Source organism: Priestia sp. AB, assembly GCF_028369225.1.
Taxonomy (GTDB): Bacteria; Bacillota; Bacilli; order Bacillales; family Bacillaceae_H; genus Priestia; species Priestia megaterium.
On the sequence record NZ_JAQMYN010000031.1, the window covers coordinates 1 to 18,747 of the forward strand.

The following is an 18,747-nucleotide window of genomic DNA, read 5'->3' on the forward strand; positions in this document are numbered from 1 at the left end:
CCGTTGCTCTGAAGCAACTTTATTAGTATAACATTCTACCATTTTGATGTCAACATCTTTTTTTAAGATATTTCTCTCAACTGCGCTGTTCCTCAGCGACATTTAATAATTTACCATATATAATATATAGAGTCAATCGTTTTTCTAAAAAACTTTATAAATAAAAAAGTTAATGAAGTAAACTTTCAGTAAAATGATTGAATACTCTCTAGTACAATAGCAATCTAGCCGCTATGCAGTTTTCTTATCTTACCATAAAAAAAAAGCCCAGTCATTAAACTGAGCTTTTTTATTTAAACTATTCTGCTAAGAATGCAAAATAGAGTATGAAGATGATACAGAGAGCATACATAATTGGATGAACTTCTTTTCCACGCTTGCTGCATAACATTGTAATAGGATAAAAGATAAAACCAACCGCAATACCTGTTGCAATACTGTATGTTAATGGCATCATAATTACCGTAAAAAATGCAGGAACTGCTACTTCGAACTCTTTCCAATTAATTTCCCCTAAATTTGACACCATCAGAGCTCCTACCGTAATTAAAGCCGGCGCAGTAACAGCTGGTGTCACGACCGCTAACAATGGAGAAAAGAACAGTGCAACTAAGAAAAACGCCGCCGTTACGATTGCAGTAAATCCTGAACGTCCGCCCGCTGCTACTCCAGCCGTAGACTCTACATAAGCTGTTGTTGATGAGGTACCAAGAACAGCACCAACTACAATCGCACTAGAATCTGCCAATAACGCTCTGCCCGCTCGCGGAAGCTTATTATCTTTCATAAGCCCAGCTTGACTTGCTACAGCAACCATCGTACCTGCTGTATCGAAGAAATCAACAAATAAGAAAGTTAAAATGACGACTAGCATCTTTACAGTAAAGATATCACCGATATTTTGAAAAGCTGCCCCAAACGTCGGGTCAAGACTAGGAACTGATGAAACAACTGCTTTAGGTGTATCAATTAAACCAAAAGCCATACCCGCTACAGCCGTTACAATCATACCGATAAATACAGCTGCATTTACTCGAAGCACCATTAATACAATAGTAATGACAATGCCAAAAACCGCAAGTAACGTTGTTGGGTTAGTTAAATCACCCAGTCCAACAAATGTGGCATCATCTTTGACGATGATTCCGGCACCTTTCATACCAATAAAACTAATAAATAAACCAATACCTGCTCCAACAGCCATTTTTAATTCAATAGGAATAGAATTAATAATTTTTTCTCGCAGGCTTGTTAATGTTAAAAGAATAAAAATAACACCTGATATCATAACACCCGTTAAAGCCGTCTGCCATGGAATTCCCATTGTCAGAACAACTGTATAAGCAAAAAATGCGTTTAATCCCATACCTGGAGCTAATGAAATTGGATATCTACCAAGCACTCCCATAACAATCGATCCCAAAGCTGCCGCTAAAGCAGTAGCTGTAAATACAGCCCCTTGGTCCATTCTCATACTGTCAGGCAGATCCTTTACATCACTTAGTGATAGCACAGATGGATTAACAAATAAAATGTAAGCCATAGATAGAAAAGTTGTAAGGCCAGCTATAAACTCTTTTCGATAGCTAGTACCCAGCTCTTCAAAACGAAAATACTTCTTCACGTTTTTTCCTCCCTTTATAGAAGCCGCATGCACTTAGGCAAGCCATAAAAAATGCCTCTACACTAGGCGCGTAAAGGCATAAGATCGACTAAAAGAGAAATGTATGAGCAAAAAAAACAAAAGATTTTTACACATACATGTATTACTTTCTCGTAGTCAAGCCATTTACGGTAGCTCGGTAGAAACTTTTGGGCCTTATCCCCAATATTATACGACATTAAAGCTATATCTCGCTGTTTTATGTTACTATCCTACCATTAACTTTTTAAAAAAGTCAACAAAAAACGAACATTCTTATAAAAGAATGTCCGTTTGTTCGGTTTTCTTACATATTATTCCCATTCAATCGTTGCAGGTGGCTTACTTGTAATATCATACACTACGCGGTTAATATGCTTAACTTCGTTTACAATACGCGTTGAGATAACTTCAAGCACATCCCAAGGAATACGCGCCCAGTCAGAAGTCATACCATCAATCGATGTAACAGCACGAATACCGATTGTGTAATCATACGTACGAGCATCTCCCATTACACCTACACTGCGGATGTCAGGAAGAACCGTAAAGTATTGCCAGATATCGCGCTCTAAGTCAGCTTTTGCAATCTCTTCACGTAAAATAGCATCCGACTCACGTACAATTTCTAACTTCTCTTCCGTAATTGCACCAAGTACACGAATACCTAGACCTGGTCCTGGGAAAGGTTGACGCCAAACGATGTTGTCAGGAATACCTAATTCAGAACCTAATGCACGTACTTCATCTTTGAATAGCGTGTTTAACGGTTCGATTAGTTTGAACTGCATATCTTCCGGTAATCCACCTACGTTGTGGTGAGATTTGATCGTTTGAGCTGTAGCTGTCCCACTCTCAATAATATCTGTGTATAGCGTACCTTGAGCTAGGAAATCAAACCCTTTTAATTTAGCAGCTTCGTCATCGAATACATAAATAAATTCATTACCGATGATTTTACGCTTTTGTTCAGGATCTGATACGCCATTTAATTTTTCTAAGAAGCGATCTTTTGCATCGATTTTAATTACATTCATATTAAAGCCTTCGCTAAATGTTTCCATTACGCTTTCCGCTTCACCTTTACGTAATAAACCGTGATCTACGAACATACATGTTAACTGATCACCAATTGCTTTGTGAATTAACACAGCTACTACTGAAGAGTCTACTCCACCGCTAAGTGCGCAAAGTACTTTTCTATCTCCAACTGTTTCACGGATTTTATCCATTTCAACTTCAATGAAGTTCTCGATTGACCAGTTTGCTTCAGCATGACATACTTCAAACACGAAGTTCTTTAAGATATGGTTACCGTGCACTGAATGGCGAACTTCTGGATGGAACTGCACTCCGTACATATTCTTATCTTTGCTACTCATTGCGGCAATTGGACAAGATGGGCTAGTTGCGTCCACTTCAAAACCAGCTGGTGTTTCTACAACTAAATCACCGTGACTCATCCAAACAACTTGTTCTTTTGGCAACTCATGGTACATTAATGAATCGTTTTGTACGTTAATCGCTGCTTTACCATATTCACGATGGCTAGCACCTTCTACCTTCCCGCCAAAATGATGAGTCATTAATTGCATTCCATAACAAATACCTAAAACAGGAATACCTAATTCAAAAATGTTTTCATCGCAGTGAAATGCGTTTTCACCGTACACACTGTTTGGGCCTCCAGAGAAAATAATTCCCTTTGGATTTAATGCTTTAATCTCTTCTGCTGTAATTGTGTGCGGATGCAATTCACTATATACTCCGAACTCGCGAATGCGACGCGTAATCAGTTGGTTATATTGACTACCAAAATCTAATACAACAATCATGCCTTCCATCTTGTTCACCTCTCCGAATGTGTAAATAATCACTTGTTATTATGCCCTAAAATATAAAAAAAACTAGACTTCTCCCTCAAAAAACAAAGGCAGAAGTCTAGTTGAGCACGACGTTTATCGTCAAATAGACTGTTCTGCCTTCATAGTCAGATCGTTTAAGGTGACCCGGTAGAGACTCTCGAACCATATTATCGAGGATATATGAAGGTATACGAAACATTTATAGTAAGTTCGAGAATATTCTATCAATCCGCGAAACAATGGTCAAGAACTCGTTTTTTTGATTAAATTTTCCCACAATTCAATCGACTCTTTCCATTCTTTTATGGAATCTGCATTTCGATACAAAACCCGCTCATATTTTTCCGTTAATTGTAGCATATTTACCGTATTTAATTTTTCATCTACTTCTCCTGCAAAGTCGCGCAGCGTCTGACTTCCTTGCCGCTTCAGTCCATTTGCAGCGAGTCTTTTAAGTAAAAAAGCATACGCTGATTCAAAGGTTTCCACACTCTCTTTCTTTTTATAAAAAGAGATATAAAAAGGTAAAAACCATTTAAATCGATTGAGATATATTACTATTAACATAACTACAATCAGTCCGCAGAAAAGCACTTTCCACTTCATAAACAGCTTAGCATTTTGAAGAGAAGCTGTTTTTCCTTTCGCTTTTTCTTCTTGTACCGGAAGCTCTTTTTCCTTAGGCTGCTCCTTCACTTGCGTTTCTTGTTTCTCTTCTTCCCTTTGACTATTTTCACTAGAGTTGTTAGGTTGGCTATCTACAAAATCATAAGGATTAGAAAAACTTTTTGTTGGTTCAAAAGGTACCCAACCCGCTCCTGGAAAATAGACTTCGACCCAAGAATGAGCATTATTTTGTGTAATTTCATAGGTTGTCCACTTACTACTTCCTGAAATGACGGTGGCATCACCTTCTGTATAGCCCTTTACCCACCGAGCAGGAATATCTAATGAACGAAGCAGCACGACCATAGAGGTAGAGAAGTTATCACAGTACCCTCTTTTTGTATCAAATAAAAATTGATCCACATAATCTTTACTTTTCGTAGGAATTGGAACATTTTCAGTATCATATACATATGGATTTGATCGGAAGTATTCTTCAACGGCTTTCGCTTTTTCATAACGATTGTTCTTATTTTTTGTTACCTCACGGGCTAAATCCTTTACTCGTTTCGGCAAGTTAGCAGGAAGTTGTGTATACCTTGCTATAAATTCGTTATTATTCTCTAAACTCTCTGCCTTTTTTTCCTCTGCTTGCTGAAGAAGCCCAATATCAAATACAGGATATTTATACGTCATCTCATACGATTGAACAGTAACAAGCTTGTTATTTTGATAAGGATATAATTTTTCATTTGTCGGTGTAACATCGGTTTGAATGCCATTTTTTAAGGTTAGCGACAGCAGTTGAGGAACATGCATAAGATGAACAGAAGGCTGCGAATAGGCAACTTCTGCTTTTCTTACTTGTCCTGCTACACTTGAGTCATATTGAGGCAGTAAGTTTTCATTTCCTTTAAATGGTACTTTTTCTTCCTCTTTAGACAGCTCCCACCCCTTACCTGTATAAACATCCTTCGTTTCAATACGCCAATAGTGCTCATCCTCTACTTTGGCTGTAAACACAACTGTATCATCATTGACAAACGATCCCCCCAATTTAGAATCGTCCATATCATAGCCAATTCGTTGACCGCTTGCAGATTCTCCCTGTCCTTGATTTGTTGTATGCGCCGTGATAAAAGGTACGGGATCTGGCCACTGCGGCCCTGGTTTAGGAGCGAGATAAGCCAGCACAATGACGATAGCTAAAAAGCTGCCTAGAAAAAGAAACGATCGTTTTCTATTTTCTAAACGCTCAGTGCTCGCAGCTTTTATGCGTTCAGGATTTATGCGAAGCATGGCTACTAATAAAAATCCGATAATCGTCACACGAATAATAGCAGCTCCCGCATCGTAAGTAGAAAAGGTATCCAGCACGGTAATATACAAAATGGTTAAGAAGAAAAAGAAGAAAATTCTTTTTTGATAAAAGATCCAATATCGAATTAAATAAGCCATAATCCAAAGCAGCACAAAAAATAAAGTGCTCCTCATTTCAAATGATAAATTCGCTATATTCCACTCCATGATACTTTGTGCATCTGACTGAAGAATCTCCAAAAGTCTCGGAAGCCAGTCTGAAGAAAAGAAGGCTCCTTGGAAATAGAGATTGTGAAGCAAAAACAAAATAAACAATATACTCCCTAACGTCATCACGATAAACGGCAAGCGAAACGTTAAACACAAAAAACAGTAAGCAACAAACAAGATAAAGTACTGAATTTGATTGGTATCCGTCACTTCATTTAAAGGAAGAAGCCATTCCACTAATAAAAAGAATGCTCCCGCGTACAATAAGATGTTTTTTACATACAAAGCTGATTTATTCACTTATTTCTGCCCTCACTTCCTTTAGATGATAGAGGAAGAGGAATATTAACGACTTCAACCGTTAAAGCAGAAGATTGTATTCCATTTACAATAACCGTCTCTTCGTCACTAAGCCCTGCTCCTTCATCTTTAACGACAATTATTGATGCCTTAGCATGCAGACTTAGCTTAGATTGAATCTGCCCAATGAGAGTCCCTGTAACTTGACTGACAATGACCATAAAAGAATGCTGCTTTTGAATGGCAATACTCTTAAATTCTGTTTCGAATGCTCGATTGTTAATAGGCTGTGCACGCGCTAAGTGATACAACAGGTTATCAGTCTCACTTTGTTCAGAGGTTTTTGGTGAAAAAAGTGCATCTCCAGCTAAAAGAAAATCGATTTTTTTACGCTTGGTTTCTTCATGAATGAGCATGGATGCCAGAAAGCTCATTCGTTCTTCAAAGTATAAAGAGCTGATAACATCTGCAATGATAATCATACTCCGTTCATGATAATGACCGAACTCTTTAGAAATCAACGTAGCTTTACGAGCCGTCGCCTTCCAATCAATAGACCCTACTCGATCACCCGGCTGATATTCTCTAATGCCTGTCACTAACGTAGTAGATTGATTCCCCGTCGAAACTTCATTTTTTCCTTCTTCTATTCCCGCTAAAAGGAACGGTATATCTATTTCATGAGTCTGAGGATACACGATAAATCGCTGCTGCAGCGGATAATATGCCTTCTTTTTTACAATTCCTAATAAATCACTCAGTTCAATCGAAATCGTAAAAAGTTCATATTCTCCTCTTTCTACAAACGATCTTTCATACGGAATAACAGCGTTTCGTTGAAAAAGCGGATAAATTGTTCTTTCTTCTTGATCTAAAAGGTTACTCTCCTCTTTCACTGCTGCCATATAAACAGGAAAAGCCGAGGAGCGTGTAATATGAATGTCATACGAAAGATGATCTCCAGCGAATCGAGGCTGTAGCTTCACATCACGAGTAACATTCCATTTCTTTAACGGATAAAGCAAAACGGCTACCGCATATAATCCAAAAGGTAAGAAGCTATAAAATAAAAACCAGCTGACAAAGCCCCCTTGAAACATGGCGTAAGAAAACGTAACAGCAAAGATGCAGAATAAAACGAACCAGTCTCTACATTTATTCCATATCACTTTTATATACTGTTTCATAAAGTACCCTTTTACCTTTTAACAGGTACTTTCGTATCAGCCATAATTTGCTTCATCACATCACTCGCTGTTAAGCCGCTGTACTGGGTATCAGGTCTTAGCGTTAATCGATGTGCACACACATACGAAGCAAGCTCTTGAACATCATCAGGAAGACAGTAATCTCTTCCCTTCACTAAAGCATATGCTTGAACGGCCTTCATAAATGAAACCGTCCCACGAGGACTAATACCTAACGAAACATGTGGATGAGAGCGCGTTTTGCGAATGATTTCAATGATATAGTGCTTGATCGCATCATCTACATAAATACTGCTTACAGCTTTTTGAGCCTGTACTAATTCTGGAATACTCATGACGGGTTTGACATCTTCAAGATTGATCTGGGTAGATACGCCATTTAAAATTTGAAGCTCCTCTTCTTGCGTAGGATATCCCATGCCTAATTTGAATAAAAAACGATCCAGCTGCGCTTCCGGCAAATGATAGGTCCCATCAAAATCAACAGGATTTTGAGTAGCCATCACAAAAAAAGGCGCTGGAATTTCCCGGGTGATACCATCGGTTGTTACATGATGCTCAGCCATTGCTTCTAAAAGCGCCGATTGTGTTTTAGGAGAAGTCCTGTTAATCTCATCAGCGAGTACAATGTGGCTCATGATAGGACCTGGACGAAAATGAAATTCCATGTCTTTCGGACTGTAGATAGAAACGCCTGTTACGTCGGATGGCAGCAAATCAGGCGTGAATTGAATTCGTTTAAATTCTGCATCAATTGATTTGGCCAGTGCCTTCACGAGCATCGTTTTCCCCACACCCGGCACATCTTCAAGCAAAATATGCCCCTCTGCAAGCAAAGCAACCAAACTCAACGTAGATACCTGACGTTTTCCAATCACAATTTGATCGATGTTTTCTAATACTTGGTTTAATTTACTATTAATATGATCCGGCTGAATCAATAAAGCTCCCCCTTAAAACTCAGTTAAGCCTTGAGTTTAATAAGTTTTCCAATAAACATAGTACTATCTTAACAAATTTTCAAAAAATCTGAAAATATTAACTCACGCAAAAAAGCGACCAAGTGAGTACTTGGTCGCTTTTTCAGAGAGGGCAGTGATTACATCATGCCGCCCATTCCACCCATGCCGCCCATGTCAGGCATTGCAGGTGCTCCGCCTTCTTCTGGCTTGTCAGCAACAACTGCTTCAGTTGTTAAGAACATAGCCGCTACAGAAGAAGCATTTTGAAGAGCTGAACGCGTTACTTTTGTTGGGTCAACGATACCAGTGTCTAGCATATTTACCCACTCGCCAGTTGCAGCATTAAATCCAGTTCCAACTGCTTCGCCTTTTAGACGCTCAACGATTACTGATCCTTCTAAACCAGCGTTGTGAGCGATTTGACGTACAGGCTCTTCAATCGCACGTAATACGATGTTGATACCTGTAGCAGTGTCACCGTCAGCTTCGATGCTTGCTACTTTATTATAGATATTTACTAATGCAGTACCACCACCAGCTACGATACCTTCTTCAACCGCAGCACGCGTAGAGTTTAATGCATCTTCAATACGTAATTTACGTTCTTTTAACTCAGTTTCAGTTGCCGCACCAACTTTAATTACAGCTACGCCACCAGCAAGTTTTGCTAAGCGCTCTTGTAATTTTTCACGGTCAAACTCTGAAGTTGTTTCTTCAAGCTGAGCTTTGATTTGGTTTACGCGTGCTAGGATGTCTTCTGCGTTTCCTGCACCGTTTACAACTGTTGTATTTTCTTTTGTTACAACAATTTTAGAAGCGCGACCTAATTGATCGATGCTTGCTGTTTTTAGGTCAAGACCAAGCTCTTCAGTGATTACTTCTCCGCCTGTTAAGATCGCAACGTCTTGTAGCATTGCTTTACGACGATCACCGAAACCAGGAGCTTTAACAGCTACAGCTGTGAATGTACCACGAAGTTTGTTCACAACTAATGTTGCTAAAGCTTCGCCTTCTACGTCTTCAGCGATGATTAATAGAGGCTTGCCTTGTTGAACAACTTGCTCTAATACCGGTAAGATTTCTTGAATGTTACCGATTTTTTTGTCTGTGATTAAGATGTATGGATCATCTAATACAGCTTCCATTTTATCTGAATCAGTTACCATGTAAGGAGATGCATACCCACGGTCAAACTGCATACCTTCTACCACTTCTAATTCAGTTGTGAAACCTTTTGATTCTTCAAGTGTGATAACGCCGTCGTTACCAACGCGCTCCATTGCTTCAGCAATTAATTGACCTACTTCTTCGTCAGCTGCTGAGATAGCCGCTACTTGAGCAATTGAATCTTTACCTTGAATTGGTTTAGAGATTGCTTTTAGTTCTTCAACCGCTACAGCTACTGCTTTTTCCATACCTTTACGGATACCCATTGGGTTAGCACCAGCCGTTACGTTTTTAAGACCTTCTCTGATCATTGCTTGCGCTAAAACTGTTGCAGTAGTTGTACCGTCACCAGCAACGTCGTTTGTTTTGCTAGCAACTTCGGCTACTAATTTAGCACCCATATTTTCAAATGCGTCTTCTAATTCGATTTCTTTTGCAATTGTTACACCGTCATTTGTAATAAGCGGTGAACCGAATTTCTTTTCTAATACAACGTTACGACCTTTTGGTCCAAGCGTTACTTTTACAGCATTTGCTAATGTATCTACACCACGTAGCATTGCGCGACGTGCTTCTTCGCTAAATTTAATATCTTTTGCCATGTTCTTTGACCTCCTCAAGAGTTCTTAATAATCTATTTTTTACGTATGATAAGTTTGTGGTTAAAATTAGCCGATTACAGCTAAAATATCGCTTTCGCGTAAAATTAAGTATTCAGTACCTTCGTATTTCACTTCAGTACCCGCATATTTTGAGAAGATGATACGATCGCCCGCAGCTACTTCTAAAGCTACACGCTCACCGCTTTCTAATACTCGGCCTGTACCAACAGCAACAATTTTACCCTCTTGTGGTTTTTCTTTTGCACTGTCCGGTAACACGATACCGCTTGCTGTTTTTTCCTCAGATTTTACAAGTTCAATCACTACGCGATCACCTAATGGCTTTAACAAGTGAAACAACCTCCTCAAATAATGTGTTTGCATTTTTATTAGCACTCAACCTCAACGAGTGCTAACACAATTATTATATTAAAACAAAGTGGGTTTTTTTTGCAAGTATTAAACAAAAAAAATTTAAAATTTACGAAAACTACATATAATAGTTTTAGATTTCGACGATTTTGAGAAATAAAGCATTCTTTTCTCTGTTCAATAATATGTATGTTACAATACGAGCAAGAAGAAATTACTAACTTTACAGTACTTCTTCGACATATATACATAAAAACCTTTTAAAGGAGTATAGAAGATTGGAAAAACGTTATTGGTATGTTATCCTCACCTACATCCTTATGCAGTTTTCAGGAGTTGTTGGTATACCGCTGTTAAAATTAACAGGAATGTTTGATCAATATCCAGTTCGAACAGCGAATGTCATGCTTTTGACTTATTGGACCATCATTAGCTTTATCCTTGGTTTACTTATTGTCTTACTGCTGCTGCGCCGTGACATGTCCATGCGTATAGAACATGCGGGAACAACGGTAACTGTGGTCTGGTCAGTCCTTGGGGTGTTCCTGGCTATGGCTGGTCAAGCTGTAGCAGGTATGATTGAGCACGCTCTTGGCATTACCCAAGTATCTGAAAACACACAAAATATTGTTAATCTTGTTAAAGCAACGCCGTTCCTCATTGTCGTTACGTCTGTTATTGGACCAATTCTAGAAGAGATTATTTTTCGAAAGATTATTTTCGGCTCTCTTCACAAACGATATAATTTCTTTGTCTCTGCATTTATTAGTTCCCTTATTTTCGCTGCCGTACACTGGGATTTTAAACATTTGCTCGTGTATACAGCCATGGGATTTGTATTTGCATTCCTTTATGCAAGAACAAAACTAATTATTGTACCCATTATTGCTCACGTGTTGATGAATACAATCGTTATTTTATCTCAAACTATTTTTGCAGATAAAATTATAGAAATGCAAAAGCAAGCAGAACAAATGCAGTTTATTTTTGGAGGCATGTTTTTATGAAGAATATCCCTTTAACACGAGGGTTTATTTATATTATTATGGGGATTTTATTCACCTACCTGGCTATTCAAAATGCTCAGGAAACCGTGTGGAATTTCCCCACGATCTTATTTGCACTCGTAGCCGCGTTCGATTTCAGATTTGCGGTGCGCATTTTTATCTTGCACTATAAAATTAAAAAGTTGCAGCAGCAATATAAAAATCAAGATGATTCATCTAAATAAAAAAACCACTGTTTCAGTGGTTTTTTTACATACTAACATCTTCTCTTTCTTGCTCTGCCCTTGCCTTTAACACTTTGCGATACGAAATGCGGGAAATAATGATGCTGATTTCATACAAAATTAAGAGCGGCACTGTCACCATCATGTGCGAGAGCAATTCCGGTGGTGTAATAAGTGCGGCAATAACTAGCAGTACGAAATAGGCATACTTTCGAATTTGAGATAAAAACATAGGCGTGATAATTCCTAATCGCGTCAAAAACATGACGACAACAGGAAGCTGAAACAACAGGCCAAAAGGCAGTGTGAGCTGCATTAAAAAAGAAAAGTATTCATTAATGCCAATCACTTGGTTTACATTCAGCTCATCAGAAACGCGCGTCATAAAATCGACGACAAATGGAAACAACACAAAATAAGAAAAAGAGACACCGCCGATAAAGAGAAAAATGGAAACAGGAATATATCCAAGCGTTACCTTACGCTCTTTTTCATATAAACCAGGACTAATAAATGCCCAAAGTTGATACAGTGCAACAGGAGCTGCAAGTACACAGCCGATAATAACAGCAAACTGCATATAAATCTTAACTGGATCTGTTAGCCTAAATGCATTCATCGTTAAATTTTTTGCCTCATCAGCATGCTGTAAATAGACAATAACCTTATCCGCTATAAAAAAGCCGCCAATTGTGGCAATGACAAAGAAAAATAAAACAATTAAAATGCGCTTTCGCAGCTCTCCTATATGATCATATATTGACATTTCTTGTTCGGTCATACTATGATCACCCTTTTACTCTTTGTCATCTACTTGACGCTGTTTATCTTTTTCACGATCTTCTGAGGCACCGCTAGCGGCATGCTTAAACTCTCTAAGCGTTTGCCCGACTGATCTTCCTAGCTCCGGTAACCGTTTCGGTCCAAAAATAAGCAGTGCTACAATCGCAATAATAATCCAACTGCCTGCTCCAATCCCCATATTCCCACTCTCCTTATTAATTTAGACTTAAGGAAATCGTAACACAGTCCATCTTATTCAACAGGATAATTTTTCAAAAAGTAGACAAGCGACTGTAATTCTACAGCCAGATCAATATGATGCAGTCGAATCTCATCCGGTACGTTTAAGCGTGCAGGAGTGAAGTTTAGAATCCCTTTAATTCCGCAACTCACTAAACGATCGGTAATTTGCTGAGCCACAGTGGCAGGAACGGTTAAAATCGCCACTGAGATATCATCACTCATATAATCTTCCAATTGGTCAAGGTGATAAACCGGCACGTCGCCTACTTTTGTACCGACTTTATCTTCTATCACATCAAAAGCGCACTCAATTTTGGTGTTATTATTTTTAATAAAATTATAATTTAAAAAGGCCGTTCCCAGATTCCCTACGCCAATCAGTGCTACTTTCGTTACTTCATCTTGGTCTAACGTTTTACGGAAAAATGTAAGTAAATAATTCACATTGTAGCCGTATCCCTTTTTCCCTAATGCTCCAAAGTAAGAAAAATCCCGGCGAATAGTAGCAGAATCAACTTTCACTGCCTCACTTAACTCCGCTGACGAAACACGCTGTTTACCAGAAGCATGCAAGTTTTTTAAAAAACGATAATAAAGCGGCAATCGTTTAGCCGTTGCTTGTGGTATTTTTAATTGTTCAGTGTTCACGTTGTACCCCCTCAGTTCATGTATGTCATTACTAACATTTTCAAGTCATATTGCATTACCTTTCACAAAGCCTCAACCGCCTTGAGGTAGCGCTTCCAATTCTCTCTCTTTTCTCTTGTTTTATATATACTCCGCTTCACACCCCGACGCCTTTTGTCTATCCAGGAATACTTAAAGTCGGTAGCTAGAACGAAGCAATTAGCCCTTCAAAGGATCCGTTTGTTAGTCATGACGGATTTTCTACATCCATCATATATAAGTTCAGAGATGCACTTATCTCTTATTTTAACATAGTATCCTGTATAAAATGTGCAGGTAAAATCATTTTATTTCATGAATCAAAACATTCGCTTCATCATTTGTTCTTGTCCCTCTACAAATTACAAACGCTTGTAGGAAGAACTTGTAGTTGAAAATATGTTAAAATACACTATGGATATACTACTAGAGGTGAAAAAATGATTATTCTACAATTGAACGGTATTACAAAATACTATGGGGCAGAACCCATTTTATCGAATATAAAGTTAGAAGTACAATCAAAAGACCGCATTGCCCTAGTGGGACGAAACGGTGCAGGTAAATCAACTTTATTAAAAATTATTGCTGAGCAGCTTTCTTATGACAGCGGAGAAATTATTAAACCTAAAGGTGTTTCCATTGATTATATGGGACAAGATACAGTTCTTGAGTCAACACTCTCCATATGGGAAGAAATGATGACAGTCTTTGCTCCATTAAAGAAGATGGAAAAAGAATTACGTACGCTTGAAACGAAGATGGGCGATCCAGACATTTTTAATGATTCAGTTCAATACGAAAAACTAACCAAAGAGTACGATCAGCTTCAAGTAACGTTCAAAGATTTAGGCGGCTATCAATATGAAGCGGATACACGATCTATTCTTCACGGTTTCCGTTTTTCAAACTTTGACTATAGCACCCCTATTTCCTCCTTGAGCGGTGGACAAAAAACGCGCTTGGCTCTTGCAAAACTGCTTTTAACAAAGCCAGACTTGCTTATTCTGGATGAGCCTACCAACCACTTAGATATTGAAACTTTAGCATGGCTGGAACAGTTTCTGCAAGGGTATGAAGGAGCTATTTTAATTGTTTCACACGATCGTTACTTCCTTGATAAAGTCGTAAATCAAGTGTATGAGGTCACACAAAAAACAACGGTCAAGTACACGGGCAATTACTCTAAATACCTTGTACAAAAAGCAGAGCGATATGAAAAAGAGTTGCGTCAGTACGAAAAGCAGCAAGATGAAGTCGCAAAACTGAATGATTTTATTCAGCGAAACATCGCCCGCGCATCGACTACAAAACGTGCGCAAAGCAGACGTAAGCAGCTCGATCGAATGGAGTTAATAAATCGACCTAACGAAGGCGAAAAATCAGCTAGTTTTTCGTTTGAAATTGAGCGTCAAAGCGGAAATGAAGTCTTAAATCTCGAAAACGTGTCTATCGGATATGATGAAAACAAATATGTCGTCCAAGAGGCAAACCTTCGGATTAAAAAAGGTGAAAGCCTTGCATTGGTTGGCCCTAATGGAGTTGGGAAATCTACGTTATTAAAAGGTATTGTGGATAAACTAAGCTTCAAGACTGGAACCATTTCTTTTGGCTCAAACGTAATGGTTGGTTATTACGACCAAGAGCAAGCTAATTTAACGTCTAATAAAACCGTTTTAAATGAGCTTTGGGATGACTACCCATCCAAACCTGAAAAAGAAATTCGTACAGCGCTTGGAAATTTTCTGTTTTCAGGTGATGATGTACTGAAAATCGTTTCGACGCTTAGCGGTGGTGAAAAAGCACGTTTGGCTCTTGCGAAGCTTATGCTTCAAAAAGCTAATTTCTTAATTTTGGATGAACCTACTAACCATCTTGATTTAGATAGCAAACAAGTACTCGAGAATGCATTAATTGATTACCCAGGGACTCTATTATTTGTTTCACATGACCGTTATTTTATTAATCGTATTGCAAACAAAATAGCAGAGCTATCTCCTGAAGGGGTAGAAGAATTTCTTGGAGATTATGACTATTATGTAGAAAAGAAAGCAGAAATAGAGGAAATCAAAGAATTAGAAAATATAAAAGCCAACGAAGAACGTACGGTAAAAGTAGATAAACAGTCCTATAAACAAGATAAAGAACAAAAGAAATTGATGAGGCAGCGAACGCGCCGAATTGAAGAAATTGAAACTGAAGTAAACAAATTAGAAGCCGCACAAGCGGAGAATGAAGAACTTCTTTGTGATCCTGAAATTTATCAAAACCACGAAGAAGTATCAAGATTAAACGGTGAAAATGAAAAAATTTCTTCACAGTTATCCACATTAATGGAAGAGTGGGAAGAATTACAGCTGCTTCTAGAAGAATAGCCTGTATTTTTTCGTATTTATTCACCCTATTTACTTGTTCGTGCCCTTTAGGACAAGCTTTATCCACTCTGTGAATAAATAGTGGATATCTGTCTGATTTTCATAATTAAAACTTGTTGATAACATGTCCGTGTACTGAGTGCACGGACTTTTCCACATAATTATCCACAGGAAATTCTAAATTTATTGAATATTGTTGATAAATTATTTTTACCCACAAAAAAGACGAATGAGAAATAAATCTCATTCGTCTCCTACTCTTCCAAGTCTAAACCGGGGTTTGCGTTTAATGACATATCTGAGCGTTTTCCTTGAGCAAATCGTACACTTGCCGCTGCTCCAATCATTGCGGCATTATCCGTGCATAGAGACAGCGGCGGGATAATAAGCTCAATGTTTGATAATGGTGCAAATGCCTCTTCTAGCGCTGCTCTAAGTCCTTTATTAGCAGCAACTCCTCCTGCTACTAACACTTGCTTAACGTTATATTCCTTTGCAGCTTTAACCGTTTTAGTTACTAACACATCAATAACACTCGCTTGAAAGCTAGCAGCAAGCGTTTGTGGAAGAATTTCTTCACCTTTTTGCTTCGCGTTGTGGACAGTGTTAATAACTGCTGATTTTAACCCACTGAAACTAAAATCATAGGATCCTTCTTCTAGCCAGGCACGCGGCAAATCAATTAATGGCTCTCCTTCATGTGCAAGGCGGTCAATATGCGGTCCGCCTGGATATGGAAGGTTTAACGTGCGGGCTACTTTATCGTAGGCTTCTCCTGCTGCATCATCTCTCGTTTCACCAATCACTTTAAACTGACCGTGACTTTCCATGTATACAAGCTCCGTATGCCCTCCAGATACAACTAGCGATAAAAGCGGGAATTCTAATTTTTTGATTAACTGATTTGCATAAATATGTCCTGCAATATGATGAACACCAATTAATGGCTTTTGATGCGCAAATGCTAGCGCTTTGGCTGCATTTACGCCAATAAGAAGTGCTCCCACAAGCCCAGGTCCTTCCGTTACAGCTATTGCATCAATATCTGCAAACGTCAAGTTCGCTTGATTTAAAGTTTCTTCAACTACTACCGTAATTTGTTCCACATGATGACGAGATGCAATCTCCGGTACGACACCGCCAAATCGTTTATGGCTTTCTATTTGTGATGCCACCACATTGGCTACAATTTCATGACCGTTTCGAATCACGGCCGCTGCTGTCTCATCACAGCTTGTTTCTAATGCTAAAATTAATTGATTTTCACTCATAAATTCACCCACATAACTAATGCATCCTCATTGTTATCAGAATAATAATTCTTACGAATACCTCCAGGTTTAAAACCTAGCTTTTGATACAATGATTGTGCAATATGATTAGATACCCTAACTTCTAATGTCATTGACGCAGCACCTAGTTTTCGAAGAACTTCCATCACGTTGCTCAGCAGCAATTCACCGAGTCCCTTACCCCGGTAGTCTGGCAATAGGGCAATGTTGGTTACATGTGCTTCGTCAATAACAATCCACGTTCCGCAATACCCAATAATATTTTCTCCTTCTTCCATCACAATGTAAGTTGAAAATTGATTATTGGTTAACTCATTTTGAAACGCTTCTGAACTCCAAGGTGTCGTAAAAGACTTCTCTTCGATTTTCACTACTTGATCAATATCTTTAACTTCCATTAAACGAAACTTAATTGTTAGTTTCATGTTTATACCTTCTTTTATCCTTTTTGCTGTGAAGCAAGCCAGTTGGCTTCCGCTTCAGCTAAACGAATGTAGTTCGGAACAAAAGTATGCACAGACTGCGGCTCTTTCTTTATTCCTAAGAAAGCCAATTCACTTGGTCTTGGATTAAACTGCTGAACATGGGCAAATACAGCTTGTTCACCCAGCACTTCTTTTAACGTCTCTTCATGCATAGGAAGATCATTGCCTATGAATAAAATAGGTTTGTTGTATGACTTTAAATGTTCCGCCCAGTCTTTATTAATAACAAGTCGATCACTTTCAACTTCTAGAAGACTTGGTTCGTTATTCCATTCATATAGTCCTGTATAAAGCTGTTGACGGCGCGCATCAAATAACGGAGCAATATACCCATCAAAATAGCGACCGTTTGCTGCTAGTGCCTCAAGGCTAGATACACCTATTAAAGGAATATTTAAAGTCCAAGCAAGTGTCTTGGCAATGGTAACGCCAATGCGTACACCTGTATAAGACCCAGGACCGTGCGCCACTACAACGCGGTCTAGCTCGCTTGGCGCAATATCACAGTCCTTTAACAAAGATTCCACAGCGTTCATCACACGAACGGAGTGATTCTTTTTTAGATTCGTAATAATTTCTCCAATTACTTTGTTTTCTTCAACGACAGCAACACCCATGACAAAATTGGATGTATCAATGGCTAACATTTTCATCTTTTAAAAAGCTCCTTACATATTTCAACGTACCGACTCCCTATAGCTTTTACAAGGATTTTACGAGTCGTTTCGTTTTCATGGTAAATATTGATTTGAATATATTCATTAGGAAGCTGCTCTTCAATCAGATGAGCCCACTCCACGACCGTCACGCCATCTCCTTCAAAATACTCATCGAACCCTAGGTCTTCAAATTCATCCCCTAGACGGTACACATCCATATGATAAAGAGGAAGGCGACCGCTTTTGTATTCTTTAATGATCGTAAATGTCGGGCTATTCACATTGCGTTCAATTCCTAATCCTTTAGCTAAACTTTTTGTGAAAGTTGTCTTTCCAGCTCCCAAATCGCCTTCAAGCAGCAGCACGTCACCAGCTTCTAATAAAGTTGCTAGACGAGCAGCCAGCTGATTAGTTTCATCAGGAGACGTAGACATAAACGTAAATTCGTTAATCTCTGTCATTCATTCAGAACCTCACTTCAACCTGTATATATATATTGTAAACGTTGTGGACTATACATATCCAGTAAGAAATCCAACAATCTTTAACATCGCAATTCTATAAGGAAATTTCTTTGTATATAAAAAATTCCTTAGGATTGCTCCTAAGGACGGTAAAGTTTTATATAAAAATGGTTCAAACAATAAAAAAGACGAAACACATTGTTTCGTTTCTAAAACATGGCGGTCCCGACGGGAATCGAACCCGCGATCTCCTGCGTGACAGGCAGGCATGTTAACCGCTACACCACGGGACCAT

Annotated in this window: 17 protein-coding genes, 1 tRNA gene and 2 riboswitches; of the genes, 3 read left to right on the plus strand and 15 right to left on the minus strand. The window is 38.6% G+C overall.

The window, feature by feature from the left end; all coding sequences use genetic code 11:
- Nucleotides 1–298 precede the first annotated feature (298 nt).
- From POF52_RS30115 to groES, 7 genes are all read right to left on the minus strand, one after another.
- Nucleotides 299–1,624, minus strand: a complete 1,326-nt coding sequence (locus POF52_RS30115) for an NCS2 family permease (protein WP_013055032.1) — start codon at nt 1,622–1,624, stop codon at nt 299–301.
- Between the two features lie 133 nt (nt 1,625–1,757).
- A riboswitch (purine riboswitch) is annotated at nt 1,758–1,859 on the minus strand.
- Nucleotides 1,860–1,956: 97 nt separating this feature from the next.
- Complete coding sequence (gene guaA / locus POF52_RS30120; protein ID WP_013081436.1) at nt 1,957–3,486, minus strand: glutamine-hydrolyzing GMP synthase; 1,530 nt, start codon at nt 3,484–3,486, stop codon at nt 1,957–1,959.
- A 123-nt stretch (nt 3,487–3,609) separates the two neighbouring features.
- Nucleotides 3,610–3,711, minus strand: a riboswitch (purine riboswitch).
- 39 nt (nt 3,712–3,750) lie between these two features.
- Nucleotides 3,751–5,943, minus strand: coding sequence for a transglutaminase TgpA family protein (locus POF52_RS30125; RefSeq protein WP_271997828.1), 2,193 nt, complete (start codon nt 5,941–5,943; stop codon nt 3,751–3,753).
- Nucleotides 5,940–7,130 carry a DUF58 domain-containing protein gene (locus POF52_RS30130; protein ID WP_271997830.1) on the minus strand — a complete coding sequence of 397 codons (1,191 nt, stop codon included), beginning with the start codon at nt 7,128–7,130 and terminating at the stop codon, nt 5,940–5,942. Before POF52_RS30130 ends, POF52_RS30125 begins: the two co-directional genes overlap by 4 nt.
- Before the next feature lie 11 nt (nt 7,131–7,141).
- On the minus strand, nt 7,142–8,092 hold the full coding sequence (locus tag POF52_RS30135; RefSeq protein ID WP_271997832.1) for an AAA family ATPase: 951 nt from the start codon (nt 8,090–8,092) through the stop codon (nt 7,142–7,144).
- Between the two features lie 158 nt (nt 8,093–8,250).
- Nucleotides 8,251–9,882: a chaperonin GroEL gene (groL, locus tag POF52_RS30140; protein WP_013081432.1), complete on the minus strand. Its 1,632-nt coding sequence runs from the start codon at nt 9,880–9,882 to the stop codon at nt 8,251–8,253.
- 66 nt (nt 9,883–9,948) lie between these two features.
- Nucleotides 9,949–10,233 carry a co-chaperone GroES gene (gene groES, locus POF52_RS30145; protein ID WP_013055026.1) on the minus strand — a complete coding sequence of 95 codons (285 nt, stop codon included), beginning with the start codon at nt 10,231–10,233 and terminating at the stop codon, nt 9,949–9,951.
- 299 nt (nt 10,234–10,532) lie between these two features.
- On the opposite strand from groES, the gene POF52_RS30150 reads away from it, so the two are divergent.
- Both POF52_RS30150 and POF52_RS30155 read left to right on the plus strand, forming a co-directional pair.
- A complete protein-coding gene (locus POF52_RS30150; protein WP_097825367.1) occupies nt 10,533–11,261 on the plus strand; it encodes a CPBP family intramembrane glutamic endopeptidase in 729 nt (242 codons plus the stop codon).
- A complete protein-coding gene (locus tag POF52_RS30155; protein WP_013055024.1) occupies nt 11,258–11,485 on the plus strand; it encodes a YdiK family protein in 228 nt (75 codons plus the stop codon). Before POF52_RS30150 ends, POF52_RS30155 begins: the two co-directional genes overlap by 4 nt.
- Nucleotides 11,486–11,510: 25 nt before the next feature.
- Here POF52_RS30155 and tatC read toward each other — a convergent pair whose 3' ends face one another.
- Genes tatC through POF52_RS30170 form a run of 3 tightly spaced genes read right to left on the minus strand, consistent with a single transcriptional unit; the run spans nt 11,511 to nt 13,159 of the window.
- The gene (tatC, locus tag POF52_RS30160; protein WP_013055023.1) at nt 11,511–12,266 is read right to left on the minus strand and encodes a twin-arginine translocase subunit TatC; all 756 of its coding nucleotides are present in this window, start codon (nt 12,264–12,266) and stop codon (nt 11,511–11,513) included.
- Nucleotides 12,267–12,281: 15 nt separating this feature from the next.
- The gene (tatA, locus tag POF52_RS30165) at nt 12,282–12,467 is read right to left on the minus strand and encodes a twin-arginine translocase TatA/TatE family subunit (protein ID WP_013055022.1); all 186 of its coding nucleotides are present in this window, start codon (nt 12,465–12,467) and stop codon (nt 12,282–12,284) included.
- 53 nt (nt 12,468–12,520) lie between these two features.
- A complete protein-coding gene (locus tag POF52_RS30170) occupies nt 12,521–13,159 on the minus strand; it encodes a redox-sensing transcriptional repressor Rex (RefSeq protein WP_028410376.1) in 639 nt (212 codons plus the stop codon).
- 458 nt (nt 13,160–13,617) lie between these two features.
- Between POF52_RS30170 and POF52_RS30175 the strand changes: the two genes are divergently transcribed.
- Nucleotides 13,618–15,552, plus strand: coding sequence for an ABC-F family ATP-binding cassette domain-containing protein (locus tag POF52_RS30175; protein ID WP_271997844.1), 1,935 nt, complete (start codon nt 13,618–13,620; stop codon nt 15,550–15,552).
- A 254-nt stretch (nt 15,553–15,806) separates the two neighbouring features.
- Here POF52_RS30175 and tsaD read toward each other — a convergent pair whose 3' ends face one another.
- The 5 genes from tsaD to POF52_RS30200 form a co-directional block, all read right to left on the minus strand.
- Nucleotides 15,807–16,823 carry a tRNA (adenosine(37)-N6)-threonylcarbamoyltransferase complex transferase subunit TsaD gene (gene tsaD, locus POF52_RS30180; RefSeq protein ID WP_028410378.1) on the minus strand — a complete coding sequence of 339 codons (1,017 nt, stop codon included), beginning with the start codon at nt 16,821–16,823 and terminating at the stop codon, nt 15,807–15,809.
- Nucleotides 16,820–17,269, minus strand: a complete 450-nt coding sequence (rimI, locus tag POF52_RS30185; protein ID WP_271997849.1) for a ribosomal protein S18-alanine N-acetyltransferase — start codon at nt 17,267–17,269, stop codon at nt 16,820–16,822. The genes tsaD and rimI overlap by 4 nt, the downstream gene beginning before the upstream one ends.
- Nucleotides 17,270–17,283: 14 nt before the next feature.
- Nucleotides 17,284–17,982 (minus strand): tRNA (adenosine(37)-N6)-threonylcarbamoyltransferase complex dimerization subunit type 1 TsaB, encoded by a 699-nt coding sequence (tsaB, locus tag POF52_RS30190; RefSeq protein ID WP_176586516.1) that lies wholly within the window; start codon nt 17,980–17,982, stop codon nt 17,284–17,286.
- A complete protein-coding gene (gene tsaE, locus POF52_RS30195; protein WP_013081426.1) occupies nt 17,979–18,449 on the minus strand; it encodes a tRNA (adenosine(37)-N6)-threonylcarbamoyltransferase complex ATPase subunit type 1 TsaE in 471 nt (156 codons plus the stop codon). The genes tsaB and tsaE overlap by 4 nt, the downstream gene beginning before the upstream one ends.
- A gap of 220 nt (nt 18,450–18,669) precedes the next feature.
- Nucleotides 18,670–18,745 (minus strand) — tRNA-Asp (locus POF52_RS30200).
- Nucleotides 18,746–18,747: the final 2 nt, after the last annotated feature.